General features: G+C 42.8%; 16 protein-coding genes. 8 read left to right on the forward strand and 8 right to left on the reverse strand.

What is annotated here, in order from left to right; all coding sequences use genetic code 11:
• Positions 1–27 precede the first annotated feature (27 nt).
• The 8 genes from HX743_RS11130 to sdsA all read right to left on the reverse strand — a co-directional run bounded on the left by HX743_RS11130 (position 28) and on the right by sdsA (position 10,742).
• Complete coding sequence (locus HX743_RS11130; protein WP_004972286.1) at positions 28–489, reverse strand: YbjQ family protein; 462 nt, start codon at positions 487–489, stop codon at positions 28–30.
• Positions 490–520: 31 nt separating this feature from the next.
• Positions 521–877, reverse strand: coding sequence for a YbjQ family protein (locus HX743_RS11135; RefSeq protein ID WP_004972285.1), 357 nt, complete (start codon positions 875–877; stop codon positions 521–523).
• Positions 878–1,018: 141 nt separating this feature from the next.
• Complete coding sequence (adeK, locus tag HX743_RS11140; protein ID WP_178319252.1) at positions 1,019–2,464, reverse strand: multidrug efflux RND transporter AdeIJK outer membrane channel subunit AdeK; 1,446 nt, start codon at positions 2,462–2,464, stop codon at positions 1,019–1,021.
• Entirely contained in the window at positions 2,464–5,643 is a 3,180-nt protein-coding gene (locus HX743_RS11145) for an efflux RND transporter permease subunit (protein WP_136144126.1), read from the reverse strand. The genes adeK and HX743_RS11145 overlap by 1 nt, the downstream gene beginning before the upstream one ends.
• A 13-nt stretch (positions 5,644–5,656) precedes the next feature.
• Complete coding sequence (locus HX743_RS11150; RefSeq protein ID WP_019837049.1) at positions 5,657–6,919, reverse strand: efflux RND transporter periplasmic adaptor subunit; 1,263 nt, start codon at positions 6,917–6,919, stop codon at positions 5,657–5,659.
• A 21-nt stretch (positions 6,920–6,940) separates the two neighbouring features.
• Positions 6,941–7,558, reverse strand: coding sequence for a phosphatase PAP2 family protein (locus tag HX743_RS11155; protein WP_136144127.1), 618 nt, complete (start codon positions 7,556–7,558; stop codon positions 6,941–6,943).
• Positions 7,559–7,691: 133 nt separating this feature from the next.
• Positions 7,692–9,752, reverse strand: a complete 2,061-nt coding sequence (locus tag HX743_RS11160) for a site-specific recombinase (protein WP_136144128.1) — start codon at positions 9,750–9,752, stop codon at positions 7,692–7,694.
• 12 nt (positions 9,753–9,764) lie between these two features.
• Positions 9,765–10,742, reverse strand: a complete 978-nt coding sequence (sdsA, locus tag HX743_RS11165; RefSeq protein ID WP_136144129.1) for an All-trans-nonaprenyl-diphosphate synthase — start codon at positions 10,740–10,742, stop codon at positions 9,765–9,767.
• 471 nt (positions 10,743–11,213) lie between these two features.
• Between sdsA and rplU the strand changes: the two genes are divergently transcribed.
• The 8 genes from rplU (at position 11,214) to HX743_RS11205 (ending at position 17,815) form a co-directional block, all read left to right on the forward strand.
• Positions 11,214–11,525, forward strand: a complete 312-nt coding sequence (gene rplU, locus HX743_RS11170; protein WP_004972275.1) for a 50S ribosomal protein L21 — start codon at positions 11,214–11,216, stop codon at positions 11,523–11,525.
• A gap of 19 nt (positions 11,526–11,544) precedes the next feature.
• Complete coding sequence (gene rpmA / locus HX743_RS11175; RefSeq protein ID WP_004760935.1) at positions 11,545–11,799, forward strand: 50S ribosomal protein L27; 255 nt, start codon at positions 11,545–11,547, stop codon at positions 11,797–11,799.
• A 230-nt stretch (positions 11,800–12,029) separates the two neighbouring features.
• Complete coding sequence (gene lolA, locus HX743_RS11180) at positions 12,030–12,728, forward strand: outer membrane lipoprotein chaperone LolA (RefSeq protein WP_096902723.1); 699 nt, start codon at positions 12,030–12,032, stop codon at positions 12,726–12,728.
• Between the two features lie 133 nt (positions 12,729–12,861).
• A complete protein-coding gene (locus HX743_RS11185; protein WP_004972270.1) occupies positions 12,862–13,200 on the forward strand; it encodes a hypothetical protein in 339 nt (112 codons plus the stop codon).
• 419 nt (positions 13,201–13,619) lie between these two features.
• The gene (locus tag HX743_RS11190; protein ID WP_178319249.1) at positions 13,620–14,417 is read left to right on the forward strand and encodes an RsiV family protein; all 798 of its coding nucleotides are present in this window, start codon (positions 13,620–13,622) and stop codon (positions 14,415–14,417) included.
• A gap of 120 nt (positions 14,418–14,537) precedes the next feature.
• Positions 14,538–15,809: a serine--tRNA ligase gene (gene serS, locus HX743_RS11195; protein WP_104853137.1), complete on the forward strand. Its 1,272-nt coding sequence runs from the start codon at positions 14,538–14,540 to the stop codon at positions 15,807–15,809.
• A gap of 63 nt (positions 15,810–15,872) precedes the next feature.
• On the forward strand, positions 15,873–17,243 hold the full coding sequence (gene cysG, locus HX743_RS11200) for a siroheme synthase CysG (protein WP_178319250.1): 1,371 nt from the start codon (positions 15,873–15,875) through the stop codon (positions 17,241–17,243).
• 92 nt (positions 17,244–17,335) lie between these two features.
• On the forward strand, positions 17,336–17,815 hold the full coding sequence (locus HX743_RS11205; RefSeq protein ID WP_136144597.1) for a tRNA (cytidine(34)-2'-O)-methyltransferase: 480 nt from the start codon (positions 17,336–17,338) through the stop codon (positions 17,813–17,815).
• Positions 17,816–17,990 lie beyond the last annotated feature (175 nt).

The following is a 17,990-nucleotide window of genomic DNA, read 5'->3' on the forward strand; positions in this document are numbered from 1 at the left end:
ATTCTTTACAAACGCTGAAAGATGTACTCAGCGTTTTGCAGAGAATTGACTAACGCTATTTTGAACCGCCGTTCCATAAGCAAAGACTTCGACCATGCCGCCTTGCATCCCCAATTCTGTGGTGCTTAAACGCAGCCCCATAATATGATTTGCGCCCATTTTTTCAGCTTCTAATTTTAAACGGACGATGGCTTCACGACGCGCCCGCTCGACAATACTTTCATAACTGGTCAAGCGCCCGCCAAAGAAGTTCTGAATATTGGCAATCACAAACTTAAAATAATCATGAGAAATGACCACATTGCTGTGTATCAATTGCCCAAAATTGGGACTGGTCTGGAAGCGGTTATTATCAATCTGAATATAACTTAAACGCAGTTCTTGCTCGGCTAAATATTTGAAATGTTTGCGTTCGTTGTGTCGCCCAAAACCAAAGCCTACGGCAAATAAAATCGCAAAGACAACAATTTGCAGAATTAAATTATCCATGTGATGTTATTCCTGTTCAATAATCTTTGCTTTAGTGTGATGCTGGAAATGGGTCTGGAAGTTTAGGAATATCTGCCTCGACCACCACTGCTGTACCATAAACAAACAATTCCGAAGCACCTTGAGCGATATTTGAAGTAGAAAAGCGAATCCCAACAATAGCATTGGCACCTAAACCACGTGCTTTAGCAATCATACGATCCATCGCTTCTTGGCGTGATTCTTCTAGTAATTCGGTATAAGCCGTTAATTCACCACCGACAATATTTTTGAGTCCTGCCAAGAAGTCACGCCCCACATGCTTACTGCGTACGGTGCTGCCATAGACCACATCAATTTGCCGTGAAATACGATGACCTGGTACAGATTCAAGATTACTAAGCAACATAAGATTCTAATATTTAAAAACAAGACGTATTGAAGATATGAAATGTGCTTGCAAAAAGCAATAAAAAAGCCCACCGAAGTGAGCTGATTTAGTCTTTATATCTGAGCTGTTAAGCAGCAAATTTAAGGTAGACGCAAAGACTTATTGCGCTTTACGTTCTGCCGATGATGCAGGTTGTGATGTGGCATCTGAAGTATTGGCTTTCACACCGCCACCCAAAGATTTATACAACTCCACCTGATTGTTCAAATTGGCTTGTTCCAACAACAATAAACCTTGTTCTGCTGCATAAGACGTACGCTGTGCATCCAACACGGTTAAATAGTTGTCAATGCCTGCGCGGAAGCGTGCATTAGATAATTTATAAGTGGTATTGGTCGCATCAACCAAGCGTTTTTGTGCCGCTAAACGATCACCAATATTTTGACGAACTGCCAAAGCATCATTCACTTCACGGAATGCAGACTGAATTGATTTTTCATAGTCAGCCAAAGCAATTTGTTGATCCGTTTCTGAAATTTTGATGTTGGCTTGGCGTGTGCCCCAATCAAAAATTGGCAAGTCGATGCTCGGGCCCACTGCCCAAACAAAACTGCCCGATTTAAACAAATCACTCAAGTCAGTTGATGCATAGCCTGCATTGCCCGTGAGGCTAATGCTTGGGAATAAACGTGCTTTTGCTGCACCAATATTGGCACCCGCAGCCGATAGTCGATACTCTGCAGTACGAATATCAGGACGGTTATTCAGCAAGTCACTTGGTAAGCCAGCGCCAATTGCGGTAGTTTTGGTAATGTGCGTCACACGCTGCGTTGGCAATAACGCACTTGGAACTTGTTCGCCCACCAACAAGTTCAGCAAGTTTTGTGCTTGCGCGACTTGGGTTTTGTAGTTGGCGACATCATTACGTGCAGTTTCAACTGAAATTTGTGCCTGACGGACAGGTAATTCACTATCAATGCCGACATCAAAACGCTTTTTGTTGAGGTTATAAGACTCAAGCTGTGTTTTTAAGGTTTGGTCTGCCAGTTTTAAATTGGCATTGGCAAAAGAATAGTTGAGCCATGCTTGCGCCACCTGACCAATCAAGGCAATTTGTGTGGCATCACGCGAGCTTTGAGTTGCCAAGAAGTTATCTAATGCATTGTCTTTTAAGCTGCGTACACGACCCCAAAAATCTAGTTCGTAGGCAGTTACACCTAAACCAACGTTATAGCGTGTGTGTGTGCCTAAAGCAGTACCTTGGTCTTGACGCAGTACGCCACCGCTAGCACCAATGGTAGGTAACTGGTTGTTTTCGGTAATTTGATAGGCTTGTTGGGCACGTTGGATATTCAGCGTCGCTGTGCGTAAATCACGGTTATTGTTCAATGCCATATCCAAAACTTGTAATAAGCGTTGATCGGCAAAGAAATCTTTATAACCTTGTTCAGCCACTGAAGTACCCGATGCAGCAGCAGTATAGCTGCTTGGAATACTTGCCTGAGCGACGGGCTCTGGCCCACGCATACTTTGACAGGCTGTCAAAGCAAGCGCGAGGGCAGAAACCGCAATACCACGGCCTGTATGCGACCATAAGTTTTGCATCACGATACATGCTCCTGATTATTTTGTTGTTTTGGTTTGTATTTAAAGATACTTCTAATCCAGACATAGAATACAGGAATAAAGAAGATCCCTAACAAGGTTGAGCTAATTACACCGCCCAAGACCCCATAACCGACTGAGTGTTGGCTACCTGCACCTGCACCAGATGAAAGAGCAAGAGGCAATACACCAAAACCGAAGGCAAGGGTGGTCATAATAATTGGACGTAAACGCATTTTTGCAGCATGCAAAGTGGCTTCAAATAGGTCTTCACCTTTTTCTTGTAGCTCTTTGGCAAATTCTACAATCAAAATGGCGTTTTTCGCAGACAAACCAATCACCGCAATAATTGCCACTTGGAAGTAAATGTTGTTGGATAGGTTCGGGTTTTTGAACAAGATCATGCCCCCGAAGGTGAGTAATAATGCCCCGACAATCCCTAACGGTACAACCAAAAGTACTGAGAATGGAATAGACCAGCTTTCATATAAGGCTGCCAAACACAGGAATACAATCAGTAAAGACAACGCATACAAGAACGGTGCTTGGTCGCCCGATTCACGTTCCTCTAGCGATAAGCCTGTCCATTCATAGTCAAAGCCATTTAAGCCCATAGACGGTAATTTAGCGACAATTTCTTCCATGGCTTGCATTGCTTCACCTGAGCTGACGCCCGGAGCAGGTGCACCCTGAATGTTCTTGGCAGATACGCCGTTATAGCGTTCTAAGCGCGGCGAACCATAAGTCCACTCACCTGTTGCAAAGGCAGAGAACGGTACCATTTCACCACGGTTATTACGCACATACCACTTGTTTAGGTCTTCAGGCATCATGCGTGAGTCTGATTCAGCTTGAACATAAACTTTTTTCACACGACCACGGTCAATAAAGTCATTGATGTACGAACCACCCCAAGCCATGCCCATCGTGCTGTTGATTTCAGCAATGCTGACACCTGCTGCACCTGCTTGCGCCTGATCAATCAGAATACGGTACTGTGGTGTATCTTCCTGACCATTTGGACGTACGCCCATTAAGCGAGGGTCTTTGGCTGCTTCACCCAAGACAATGTTACGTGCCATGGTGAGTTTTTCGTGACCATTACCTGCAGCATCTTTCAGCTGTAAGTTAAAGCCTGCACTCACACCCAATTCAGGCATTGCTGGCAGCTGTAATGGCATGATGTAGGTCGCATCTTTCACAATCATGTTCAGCGCCATACCACGTTGAATAATGGCACCCACTTGTGATTCAGGACTTGTACGTTCACTCCAGTCTTTTAACTTAATGAATGCCATACCAGCGTTCTGACCATCACCCGAGAACGAGAAGCCAGAAACACTAAACACCGACTGCACATGCTCTTTTTCATTTTCTCTGAAGAAGTTAGTCATGCTGGTCATGGTGGCTTCAGTACGTTCCAAAGTTGCATTTGGCGGCAGTTGTACCAATGTCATCACCACGCCCTGATCTTCATCAGGTAAGAACGATGATGGAAGTTTTTGGAACAACAGCACAATAATACCCAACACCACTGCATATAAAATTCCTGAGAAAATTTTGCTGTGGGTCATACGGTCTACACCGCCTTGATACTTGACCGAAATCTTATCAAAGCTACGGTTAAACCAACGGAAGAAACGGGCAAATACGCCGTTGCTTTCAGGTTTGTTTGGATCATGCTGTTTCAGAATGGTGGCACACAGGGCAGGGGTAAAGGTCAAAGCAACAACCAGTGACAGCACCATGGCAGTCACAAGGGTAATGGAGAATTGACGATAAATAACACCTGTCGTCCCACCAAAGAATGCCATAGGTACGAATACTGCAGACAATACCGATGTAATCCCGATCAGTGCGCCTGAAATCTGTTTCATCGACTTTTCAGTCGCCGCTACAGGGTCAAGATGTTCTTCGACCATGACACGTTCTACGTTTTCCACCACAACAATTGCGTCATCGACCAATAAACCGATCGCCAGTACCATGGCAAACATGGTCAGAGTGTTAATCGTGAAGCCAAACATATTGATCACGGCAAAAGTACCCAGTACCACCACAGGCACGGCCATAGTTGGAATAATGGTGGCACGCCAATTCTGTAAGAACAGGAACATCACAATAAAGACCAAAATGATCGCTTCAATTAATGTTTTAACAACACTCTTAATCGAAAGTTCAATAAATGGCGTGGTATCAAAGGCCAATTCATCCTTTAAACCTGTAGGGTAGTTTGGACGTAATTGTTTGAGGCGTTCTTCGACAGCTGCAGCAGTATCGAGGGCGTTAGCACCTGTAGACAATTTAATTGCGACACCGCCTGCAGGCTTACCGTTGTATTTAGAAATAAACTGATAGTTGTCTGCACCAAGTTCAATTCGTGCCACATCACCCAAGCGCACTTGAGCGCCCGAAGCGGTATTTTTTAGGAAAATATTGCTAAATTGTTCAGGTGTTTGCAGCAAGCTTTGCGCAGTAACCGTCGCATTCAAAGCTTGACCTTGAATTGAAGGTGCGCCGCCCAATTGACCTACCGCAACCTGTGCGTTTTGGGTGCGAATGGCTTGAGCAATATCACTTGGTGTGACTTGCAAACTTGCCATTTTGGCAGGATCCATCCAAATACGCATAGCGTATGAGCCACCAAAGACTTGCACTTCACCCACACCTGCAACACGGCTCAGCGGTTCAGAAATGTTAGAGTTAACATAGTCTTTAATGTCATCGGCAGAAAGGCTTTCATCAGGTGAGTAAAAAGCGAGAACCTGTAAGAAGCTTGCGCCTGATTTGGTGACTTTTACGCCCTGACGTTGCACATCATCAGGCAACAGCGCCGTAGCAGATTGTAATTTATTCTGTACTTGAACCTGTGCAATATCTGGGTCGATGCCTTGTTCAAAGTTTAATGTAATCGATGCAGAACCATTACCCGCACTGTTGGATGAAATATAGCGCAGTCCATCCAAGCCGTTCATTTGCTGTTCAATGATTTGTGTTACCGTGTTTTCCACAGTTTCAGCAGATGCACCCGGATAGGTTGCAGCAATGGTGACCGTTGGCGGTGCAATGGTCGGATATTGGGCAATTGGCATATTGGTGAGGGTAATAATCCCCGCCAACATGATCACCAATGAAATCACCCATGCAAAAATGGGGCGATGAATAAAAAAGTGAGCCATTAACGTCTACTCCTTATGTATTTGAAGTAGTTTTTGGTTCAGTGGCTTGGGCTTCTGAGGCTGGTTTTGCATCACCCGATTTTGCTGGTGCAGCAGGTGCGGCTTGTGGAGCAGCGCCTTGAGGTTGATACGGCTTAGCAACCACTTGCTGATCAGCTTTTACTTTAGCAACACCGTCTACAATCACTTTATCGCCGGTTTGCAGACCTTCAGTCACAATCCAGTTGCTGCCTTGCGTACCAACTGTGGTTACAGGGCGCGGTTCAACGATACCTTTAGCATTCACAATCATCGCCATTGCCTGACCAGTAGGTGTACGGCTAATCGCAGCTTGTGGAATTAAGATCGCGTTAGGAATTACACCTTGCACAATTTGCGCAGTGGCAAACATACCAGGCAACAATAAGTGATTTGAATTAGGGAACACGGCGCGTAATGTCACCGTGCCTGTTTCTGGGTTCACACTGGCATCAGAAAAAGCCAAACGACCTTCAACAGGGTAGTAGCTACCATCTTCAAGTTTTAACTTCACTTTGGTGTTGTTGCTGCTGTTTAAACTGCCCTGACTCAGTTGCTGACGTAAGCGAAGTAATTCTGCACTAGACTGATTGATGTCTACATAAATTGGATCTAAGCGCTGAATAGTCACTAAGGGTTCCGCTTGACTCGCCGTAACCAGTGCACCTGCAGTTACCGTAGAGCGGTTAGTTTGCCCTGAAATTGGTGCGCGTACAGTCGAATAACCTAAGTTAATTTCGGCATTTCGTACTTCTGCTTGAGTCGCAGCAACATCGGCTTCGGCAAGTTTGACCTGTGCCACAATGTCATCATATTCTTGTTTAGAAATGGCATTGCTACCCACCAGTTGGCGGTAACGACCTTCTTTAACCCGCAACACATTCAGTTGTGCTTGTTGACGGGTGAGTGCTGCACGGCTACTGTCTAAACTGGCACGGTTGGTGCGCGAGTCAATTTCATAAAGTGCCTGACCTTCGCGTACGTAGCTGCCTTCAGTAAATAAGCGTTTCAGAACCACACCACTCGTTTGTGGGCGAACTTCTGAAATTTCAAAGGCTGTGGTACGTCCTGACAGTTCTACAGACTGTTCCACACTTTGTGGCTGTGCCACTAGTACACCAACCTCAGTCGGTGGCATTTGCTGAGCTGCACCTGTTTGCTGTGCATCTTTTGGATCTTTGCTACAACCCACAAGCGCTAAACTTGTGGCTAATGCGCAAGCAGTCAGGGCGGGTGCCCAAAGCTTTGCAGACATCATTCTTTCACCTCTATTAGATTTTTATCTAAACTTATGTATTGGTTTGTCTTGCAGATAATGAGCGCAAAACAGATACCATAATGTGATCCAAATAAAACTTATGCTCCAACCAGAGAGGACATCTGAAGGATAGTGCACTCCCAAATACACACGGGAAATGCCCATCAGCAACATCCATAACCATGCACACACAGATAAATTTTTATGTGCTGGATGTTGCAAACTCAGGTAAATCACCAAACAACCTAAAGTTGCAGCATAAAAACTATGGCCACTAGGAAATGAATCGCCAAAAGTTTCCACCAAATGCAATGCTTCAGGCGGGCGGGGTCGCGCGAATAGGTATTTAAGCAGCCACGACAGCGCAATACTTACGACCAGTCCTACACTGATAAAAACAATTTTTGCGTATTTTTTATACCATGCCAAATAGAAACAGCATAGGCAGGTTAAAAATAATACAAATGGCAAGCCACCTAATACAGAAAGTGTGATTGCCAATTGATTCAAATGTGCGGTGCGTTGAGTACTTAAAAACTCCAAAATGGCAAAATCAAGCTGTTGCCAACTTGGAATATTTAGCACTATAACACTGATTATAAATAGTAAACCACCGAGATAAAGCAGTATTTTGGGCATGCTGAAATCCCTGAAAGTTTAACCGATTTACGCACGGTTCATGAATGGAATAAAGTGTACTAGTCAGTACACTTCATTTCAAGCCAATAAAACAAGAAGATTTTTTTTACTTGTTGTGCAGCTTACATCTACACTAAATTTTATCATTCTGATCAGTATTTGAGGAGGAATCATCACCTACAGTTATAGGTTGTTTTGGTGGCCAAAAGAAATCACTCGGACGGGTTAAAAAGTGAGTCATCACTAATTTTGCCAGAGGTTTCCACTGTTCAAAACGCACCCGACGCGCACGTAATGCCACGATAATGGTTAAACTAAAACTGACAAATAAGTTTGTTAAACCAATCAGCAGCACACCTAAAAATGACACAATAATCAGGCCAATTTCAGGTGAGCCATTAATATTCATTAAACCTTGAATAAAGTTGGCAGAAGCGAAGGCAATATGGCGAATATCAATAGGTAAACCCAAAATATATCCCAGTGTGGCGGTACTACCGAGCATAATCCCGAACAGGAAGTTACCTGCCAAAGCCCCTAAGTTTCGTTCTATATAGGTGGCAAATGTATTGAGACGTTCTTGTCCGAGTAACTTTTTTAAATGCAGATGGGCTTTTAGGCGTGGCCCGACTTTACGGTATACGGCCATGTTATCAAAATAACCCGCAATCAAACCAGACAGAAATAAAAATACCCCGGCAATAGCGGCATGCGGAATGGCAAGTGACGTAAATGGATTCAAGTCGTGTAGCAAATGGGATGCTTTGGTGTGTGACATCAACGGTTCATGCAATATGGCATCCCAACTAAACGCAATTAAGGCCGCAACTGGAATCGCAATCGAAATATTGCCCAAAATGGCGACGAATTGCGTACGGATAATATTAATAATTAAGGCAGCAAGTTCGGCTATTTGCGCCATCTTAGAGCCTTTGCGGTGTTGAACCGTCGAGGCTAGTGCTGCTGCAGTCATCGCGGGTTGTTTAGTGGCAACGGTAAAGTGCAAGACATGAATTAGCATAAAACCAAATGAATAAATCATGCTGTTGATGATAGCCTGCATCATCGGGGCAAGGACTAAACGCGAGGCGAGAGTTTTTAAAGTCGCCATCATGGCGATTAAAACACCTGCACCTGCTGCAGCTTTATACATGCTCCAAAAGCCATCTTTATCGGTACTTACATAATGCTCACCCGTTTTACTAGCATTTTCAGTGACTTGTAAGGCAATTAACTCACTATTTTCTGCAAGCAATGAGCGTACACTGCGTTCGCTATACAACGCCGAAGTTACATCTACCAGTAATTGTCCTGCCGAAACATAAGCAACTTTGTCTTGCGCCACGATTAAATTTAGCAACAGTTCAATCCGCTCTAAACATTGTTCCAGTAAAGACAATAAATAGGTCAGGCTGATACTGACGCCAGTACGTTTAGTCGCACGACGAATTTTACTGCTGACATCATGACATTGGTCAATCATTACCAAAGCTTGAGAGGCATCGGGTGGTTGAATGGCACTGATTTGATCGTGTTGCTGATCGGCAACTTTATAAAGCTGAATAAATTCGTTGATTTCACGGTTTTGTGCCAAAAAAGGTGAATCATATTCACTCAGTTCAGGGTAGGCATTAATAAATTCAGGATACAAACCAATGCCACTGACCCGATACGACAACACTGTCAGGGCTTTAATAATTTCACTGCGGATCAGGCGTTTTTGCGTTTGTCCACCATGTCCGCGATTCAGCAAAGTAAACAATTGCTGCCATTCGGCATCTTCAATATTGTCGAGCCAGTATTTGTCACTGCGTAGTGGAAAAACCCGACGGACTAAATCTTGCAGTTGGCTTTCATCATGAATCAGCGGTAAAAAATGTGCGCCTAAACGTTGAAATAACTGATTCCAAAAGCCATCGAGCGATAAAATACCCGTGTCGGCAAATAAACTGGTTTGTTTGTATTGATTGATTAGACGTAAAACAAAATGTTGCAAGGTTGAGCTGGCATCAGGCGTTAGCAGAAGTGCTTGCAAAAAAGCCTGAAACTTTTCATGGGTTTCTTCTAAATCTTGAGTGTCACTTGGACGGATACGATTGACCAGTTCAATCAGCAGACTTTCATCCAGAACAGCTTTGGGTGTATCTAGCTGTTCTTGCATTTTTCTAAGTAAATCGTTGAGTTTTATATGCATAAGTTGCTTAAATTATTGAATGCGATGTAAAGCCATTAAGGCTAAATTCTTTAAAGCCTGACGAGACTCTGAATCTGGTAATGCTTCTAAAGCGTTAATTGCGGCTTTAGTTTCTTCTGTGGCACGTTGGCGGCAATAGTCGAGAGCGCCAGAGGACTGCACAATGGCAATGACCTGATCGAGGTCTGAAGTACCACCTGTCGCAATACTGCGACGAATAATTTGATGTTGTTCGCCAGTGGTATTTCTTAATGCAGAGATTAAAGGCAAAGTGGGTTTGCCTTCCATTAAATCATCACCAATATTTTTACCTAATGTTTCAGCGTCTGACGTGTAATCTAAAATATCATCAATAATTTGGAAGGCATTGCCAAAGTGTCCTGCAAATAAGCGCAACGGCTCACGGTACTGTGGCGTGCCTGTTAAAATTGCTGCACCTTCGGTGGCAAGTTCAAATAAACGTGAAGTTTTGCCGTGAATAATGTCTAAATAAATTTGTTCTGTTGTGTCAGGTTGATGCTGTGCCTGTAATTGTAAAACTTCACCTTCGGCAATTTCACAAGTGCCCGTTGAAAAGTCTTTCAGCAACACCAAATCGTTTAAGTCGACCAATAGGTCAAAGGCGCGGGAAATTAAAAAGTCACCGACTAAAACTGCTGTTTGGTTATTCCAAGTTGCATTGGCAGTAGGCCGACCACGACGTAAGCCAGACTCATCCACCACATCATCATGTACCAAAGTTGCTGTATGTAGCATTTCAATGATCGCAGCCAGTTTGCGTTGACGTTCTAAATCTTCTGCGCCACAAGCTTTTGCCGCAAGTAGACACATAATTGGACGCATCCGCTTACCGCCAGCTTCGACCACATGCTTGCTGACTGCCATCACCAACGCGACTTTAGAGGTAATCCCTTCATTAATAAATGTATCCATCGCAGCAAAATCAGAAGCAACAGGGGCGAGAATGTCTTGCTTAAAGTCGATGGTCATGTGAAGAGAAACCTCAATAATATTGAATGACAACTTAGTTGAATCAGTTGTAACTTATGTTACAGCCAAGAAAACTGCTTAAGTCTGCGAAAATAACGCAATGAATGCAATAGTTAGGCAACTGCCAAATGCTGTAATTGTTAATTCTACTAGAAAATGAAGTCAATAACTTTGTGGGTAAATTCAGTTATTTGCTCAAGTTGGGCCTGATTTTAACAAGCACAGCAGTTTACGCCAACACAATCTGTCTATATTGATTGATCCATTGAATATGGATGAGGCTACAAAAGTCATTTACGCGGCTGGGTATTAAACAATCAACCTTGTTGTGCAATAATTGCCGTAAATGGCTTGTTGTTTGTGCGAATATCGCTTAAAATCCTTGCCCTTGAATAACCCCCAGTGGCGTTCGTTTTAAGATCGATATATCCCTTTATCGGCACGACGACACGGGCATGTTTGGAGTACATTATGTACGCAGTAATCCAAAGCGGTGGTAAACAGCACCGTGTTGTTGAGGGTGAAACCCTTAAAGTTGAATTATTGAAAGCTGAAACTGGCGCAACTATTACGTTTGATGACGTATTAATGGTTGTAAACGGTGACAACGTTCAAATCGGTGCTCCAGTTGTTGCTGGCGCTAAAGTAACTGCAGAAGTGGTTGGTCATGGTCGTCACGACAAAATCCGTATTGTTAAAATGCGTCGTCGTAAACACTACCGTAAGCAACAAGGTCACCGTCAATGGTTTACCGAGTTGAAAATTACTGGTATTGCAGGCTAATCACTAGGAGTAAATAGACATGGCAACTAAAAAAGCCGGTGGATCGACTAAGAACGGTCGTGATTCGAATCCTAAGATGTTAGGTGTTAAAGTTTACGGTGGTCAAACTGTAACTGCTGGTAACATCATCGTTCGTCAACGTGGTACAGAATTCCACGCTGGTGCAAACGTAGGTATGGGCCGTGACCATACTTTATTTGCTACTGCTGACGGCGTAGTAAAATTCGAAGTGAAAGGTCAATTTGGCCGTCGCTACGTATCTGTTGAAGCGTAAGCTGAAATAGTGAAAAAACCCACAAGTGATTGTGGGTTTTTTTATGCTTGTATGATGGAAAATTAGGGTCAAAGGATAACTTTTAGTTCTTCATCATGATGGATAAATTTCTACATTTTATATTAATAAGCATACAAAACTTCTTATTTTCTATCATATTAGCGCCAGAAATTGGTTTAAGATGGGACATCCAAAACATTGCGATTGAGCAAATATAAAAAGGTGAATCTATGAATATGCTTCGTAAAACGATGTGTGCTGTGGCATTGGGTGCAACCACTTTAGCGCCAATCATGAGTACTACAGTGTTTGCTGCGCCAGTGGCAGCATCGGAGCAACAAGCGACAGCAAACCTTGTTAAACAATTGAATGGTATTAAAAGTTTTACCGCCAATTTTGAGCAAACCACAAAAGTTAGCAACAATGGCAAGGCTTTGCCAAACCGTGGTTTATCGGCACAGCACATGAACCAGAATTTTAAAGGGGTTATGAAAGTTGAGCGTCCGGGTAAATTCTTTTGGGAAACCACCAGTCCAGCCAAACAAACAATTGTGACTACGGGTAAAACCGTATGGATTTATGACCCAGACTTACAACAAGCTGTACGCCAAAGCCTAGATGATCAAGTGGCAAATACGCCTGCGTTGTTGCTTTCGGGCAATACCAATCAAATCATGCAGTCGTATCGTGTGACCCAGCCGAATAAGTCAAAGACTTATTACACCTTATACCCAAAAAGTGATGATGGCGTATTTCAGAGTTTAACCATTAGTTTTGGTGCGCGTAACGCGCCAACCTTAATGATTTTACAGGACTCATTGGGACAAACCACGCATGTGCGCTTTAATAATGTAAAAGTCAATGCGGCGATACCAGCCTCAACTTTTAATTTTACTCCACCAAAAGGCACGGACATTATTGATCAATAATTGAATGTTTTCATACATTCTTTTAAAAGCATAATTTGTTATTCCTTATCCTAGCCTTCTCCCACAGGGAGAAGGCTCTTTTAATCCCAATTTGGTTTATCGCTCATAATTTTTAGCTTATGAAAGGACTCTGATGTCAATTTTACATAATAAAAAGTTTGTAAATCAGCAAAACACCGCGAATGGTGAGGTATCTGGCTCAACAGTTTTTTACTATAAACAAGTAGGGGAAACAATTGAAGCTACTTATTCTGGCGGAAGTATTAGGCAAGGGCATCTGTTGGGAGTCATGACTTCAGTAGATACATTTAGTATGGTTTATCATCATGTCAATCAGTTAGATGAACTACGTATTGGTCAATGCAACTCAACTATCATTTTGGATGAAAACGGAAAAATCAAATTGCTTGAACGTTGGCAATGGTTAAATGGTGATTGTTCAACAGGTGAGTCTGTACTTGTAGAAATTTAATCCGATTATTTAGGTTTTAATCATAGATTTTTAGTTGAAGCATTTTCAATACAGCGGAAATTTATTTGAATATTCTTCCTGAGAAATCCACAATTTCTGTGGATAAATCTCGGGATAATTCATATTTTGCAGTATGCGGGATATAGATTGAGTCATCACAGATCATTATTTTATATTAAGGATTTGTTGTCAAAATTTTGATTTATAATGAAAAAATAAAAATAATCACGCAAAAATTTGAGTAGTAATTTTAAACAGTTTTATCCACCGATTATTCCGTTACACAACTGCTCTAGGATTGAACAGCAAGAGTTATCTATAGTCTTGACTAATTCAATTGAACCAATTTTATCGCAAGATTTGTGCAGGCTTGCATTTCAAATCATTAGACTTTGTGAATCGTGGCTGAGGGGAATTTAATGCAATATTTAAAATCACAGGTGTTTTTGGGTGCTGTCGCTTTAAGTTCAGTATTGCTATTGACTGCATGTCAGCCAAAGAGTGAGGCAACTTCTAAAACCGAAGCAGAGCAAGCTGCGCCTGCATCTATCGCAGCTGATATTCCTGTGATTCAAGCTAAAGTGGTGGCGCTTAAATTGCCACAACAGCAAATTTGTGATGAAGGTGGTTGTACTGCTTACGATATTCAGACGGTAAAAACCAATGTGGCGTGGATTGATGAATATTTTATGCAGCGCTTGCAAAAGGCAGACCCAATTGCATTTTCAAAAGCTGCGGCATCAACTGAAACGCCAAAGGTAGAAGAAACTGATCCTATGCGGCTGAGTCAGAGTTCAAGCTATGTGCGATATATCGGGCAACATGCCAATTTAGCGACGTTTAGTTTGCAAAGCTACAGTTACCCTGCGGGTGCAGCACATGGTATTCATCACCAAGAATTTGTGACTTTTGATTTAAAACAGAAAAAGCGTTTGGCGTTGCAAGATATTATGCTGCCCAATACGGAAGCCAAAATGACAGAAGAATTATTTAACCATAATTATAACTGGCTAGATGAACATGATATTTCCCGTGAAAAGTTTAAACTGAGCGATAATTTTTATTATGGCGCCAATGGTTTGGTCTTTGTCTACCCGTTGTATGAATTGGCATCTTATGCAGAAGGTATGCCTGAGTTGATTCTGCCTTACTACGCGACAGAAAAATTAATAAAGTCTGAATATTTGCCAAGTTTGCCGCAGTATCCTAGCCAATAAAATTGCACAAAAATACGCACAGATTGCTGTAATAAGGTGCAGCCGTGAATCAGGTTACTGTATTTTTTAACCCGAAGCGCTTACACTATAGCCAGTTTTTTTCTTATTCCAAGATTGGCTATGATTGACCCGAAATTACTCAGAAATAATATTGAGGCTGTAAATTTAGCCTTGGCAAAACGTGGTGTGCAATTAGATGTGGCAGAGTGGGCAGCACTTGAAGCACGTCGTAAAGAATTGCAATCTAAAACCGAAGCATTACAGGCAGAGCGTAATTCGGGCGCAAAACAAGTCGGTCAGATTAAAAAAGCAGGTGGTGATGCTTCTGAAATTATGGCTCGCATGGCTGCTATTGGCGATGAAATCAAAGCCGCTGAAGTGGCTTTGGCAGAGTTACAAGATGAGTTAGAAGCTAAATCATTGTCTATTCCAAACTTGCCAGATGAGTCTGTGCCTGAAGGTAAAGACGAAGCTGATAATGTAGAAGTATTGAAATGGGGCACACCACGCCAGTTTGATTTTGAAATTAAAGATCATACCGACCTTGGCGAAATGATGGGTGGTTTGGAATTTGAAACTGCAACCAAATTAACAGGTTCTCGTTTTAGCGTTCTGAAAGGGCCATTGGCGCGTTTACAACGTGCGATTACACAGTTCATGTTAGATACGCATACTGTTCAAAATGGTTATACCGAAGCGTATGTACCGTATTTGGTCAATGCAGATTCATTACGTGGTACTGGTCAGCTGCCTAAATTTGAAGAAGATTTGTTCAAGCTACAAGGTGAAAAAGAATACTATCTAATTCCAACTGCCGAAGTTCCAGTAACCAACTTTGTGCGTGATGAAATCATTGATCCTGAACGCTTGCCATTAAAATATGCCGCTCATACCCCTTGTTTCCGCAGCGAAGCAGGTTCTTATGGTCGCGATACTCGTGGTTTAATCCGCCAACACCAATTTGATAAAGTCGAAATGGTGCAGATTGTAAAACCAGAAACCTCAATGCAGGCTTTAGAAGAATTGACTGGACATGCAGAAGGTATTTTGCAGGCACTTGGTTTACCGTACCGTAAAATTATTCTATGTGGTGGCGATATGGGCTTTGGCGCAACCAAAACCTATGACTTAGAAGTTTGGGTGCCAAGTCAAAACACTTACCGTGAAATTTCATCATGCTCAAACATGGGGGATTTCCAAGCGCGTCGTATGAAAGCACGCTACCGTGCCGACCAAAAGAAAACTGAATTTGTGCATACATTAAACGGTTCAGGTTTGGCGGTAGGACGTACTTTATTGGCTGTTATGGAAAACTATCAACGTGCCGATGGTTCGATTGAAATTCCTGCAGTATTACGTCCGTACATGGGCGGTTTAGAGTTTATTGACTAAGTTGAGTGCAGGTCGACTTAGGATGAAATTGCTTACAATCAGATTTAAATATTGAGGTTTAGTGTGGATATTTTTCCAATCTCGTTAAAGTTGCAGCAGCAACCTTGTCTGATTGTGGGCGGTGGGCATATTGCTTATCGCAAAGCGGTGTTACTGGCTAAAGCGGGCGCAAAAGTTGATGTGCTTGCCCCTGAAATTGATGTCAATTTATTGCAACTGGTGCAACAAAGTCAGGGGCAGTATGTACAGGATGTTTTTAGTCCATCTACTGCGTTACGTCACTATTGTTTGGTGATTGCTGCAACGGATAACAATTTGGTCAATCAGCAAGTTTTTGCAGCTTGCGAAGCCGAAAATGTGCTGGTCAATAGTGTTGATGATCCACCACATTGCCGTTTTATGGTGCCTGCCATCATTGACCGTTCGCCTTTGGTGATTTCAGTCGCGAGTAATGGCACATCGCCTGTATTGTCACGTCAAATTCGTACACAACTGGAAAGTACCATTCCGCATGGTATGGGCAAACTGGCAGAGTTTTCAGGTCAGTGGCGTGCCGCAGTAAAACAGAAAATTGTAAATCCAGATGAGCGCCGTATTTTTTGGGAGGAGCTATATGCCAGTCCTCTTAAAGAACAGGTGTTCAACGACAATCTTGACGCTGCAAACCAAAGTATCCAACAGGCTTTAGCGGAATGGCAAACACCGAAAGGCGAGGTGTATTTGGTTGGTGCAGGGCCAGGTGATCCTGAGTTACTGACCTTAAAAGCCTTGCGTTTAATGCAGCAAGCCGATGTGGTGATTTATGATCGTTTGGTGTCTGCACCTATTTTAGAATTGTGTCGCCGTGATGCCGAAAAAGTCTATGTCGGAAAAGCACGTTCTAACCATGCTGTACCGCAAGAAGGCATCAATGCATTATTGGTGAAATATGCACAAGCAGGTAAGCGAGTTTGCCGTTTAAAAGGTGGCGATCCGTTTATTTTTGGGCGTGGCGGTGAAGAAATTCAAGAATTGTATGAAGCAGGTGTGTCATTTCAGGTCGTACCGGGCATCACCGCAGCCTCGGGCTGTTCGGCTTATGCAGGCATTCCACTGACTCATCGAGATTATGCGCAAAGTGTGCGTTTCCTTACTGGGCATTTAAAAGAAGGTTCGCCTGAATTGCCGTGGTCAGAATTGGTGTATGAACACCAGACTTTGGTGCTGTATATGGGCTTGGTTGGCTTAGAAAGCATTTGTGAAAAACTGATTGCACATGGACAACGGGCGGATATGCCTGTCGCCTTAATTTCTAAAGGCACGACCCCTGAACAAAAAGTGGTGGTGGGGACGTTGGCGGATATTGCCAGTAAAGTCGCACAGCACCACATTCAGGCGCCTACCTTGACCATTATTGGTGAAGTGGTCAATTTACGTGAACAGTTGAAATGGTAATGAATCTCCCCCAACCCCTCTTTTAAAAAGAGGGGAGTTCCTACATTTTCTAAAGGGAGCTGGGGAGGGATTGTGAAAAGTAGAGAAAATTTGTGATCCACGTTGTTTTATATGAGCCTGAAATTCCAGCCAATACAGGAAATATCATTCGTTTGTGTGCCAATACAGGTGCGCAATTGCATTTGATTAAGCCATTGGGTTTTGAGCTGGATGATAAAAAGCTGAAACGTGCAGGTTTGGATTATCACGAATGGGCACGTATGCAAATTTGGGACAATCTTGAGCAATGCTTGGCTAATTTAGACAGCAAAGGCGTGGGGTTGGATGCGATTTATCCATTAACCACCAAAGGCACAGAAACACCACATACTTCGGATTTAAACCGACCTGTTGCCTTGTTGATGGGGCCTGAAACACGTGGTTTGCCAGAAGCAGTACGCATGTTGTTTCCGCAGCAGCACTGGATTCGTTTACCCATGGCAGAAAACTCACGCAGTTTAAACTTGTCTAATGCAACGGCTGTGATTGTGTATGAGGCATGGCGTCAGCAAGGTTTTAAAGCATTGCTCTAATTTGAGCATCAATTCATTTCAAATTTAATGCGATCTTTAGCATCAATGCGTACAATTGATAGATAAAAAGCTGAGACAAAACTGTACTCAGCTTTTTTGTTTTCGCTATTTTGCTGATTTAACGCTGCAATCCATTTGAGGCATAAGAAAAGGCGCATAAAGCGCCTGATCTTAA

It is taken from the genome of Acinetobacter sp. Swhac1 (assembly GCF_013390985.1).
Classification (GTDB): Bacteria; Pseudomonadota; Gammaproteobacteria; order Pseudomonadales; family Moraxellaceae; genus Acinetobacter; species Acinetobacter towneri.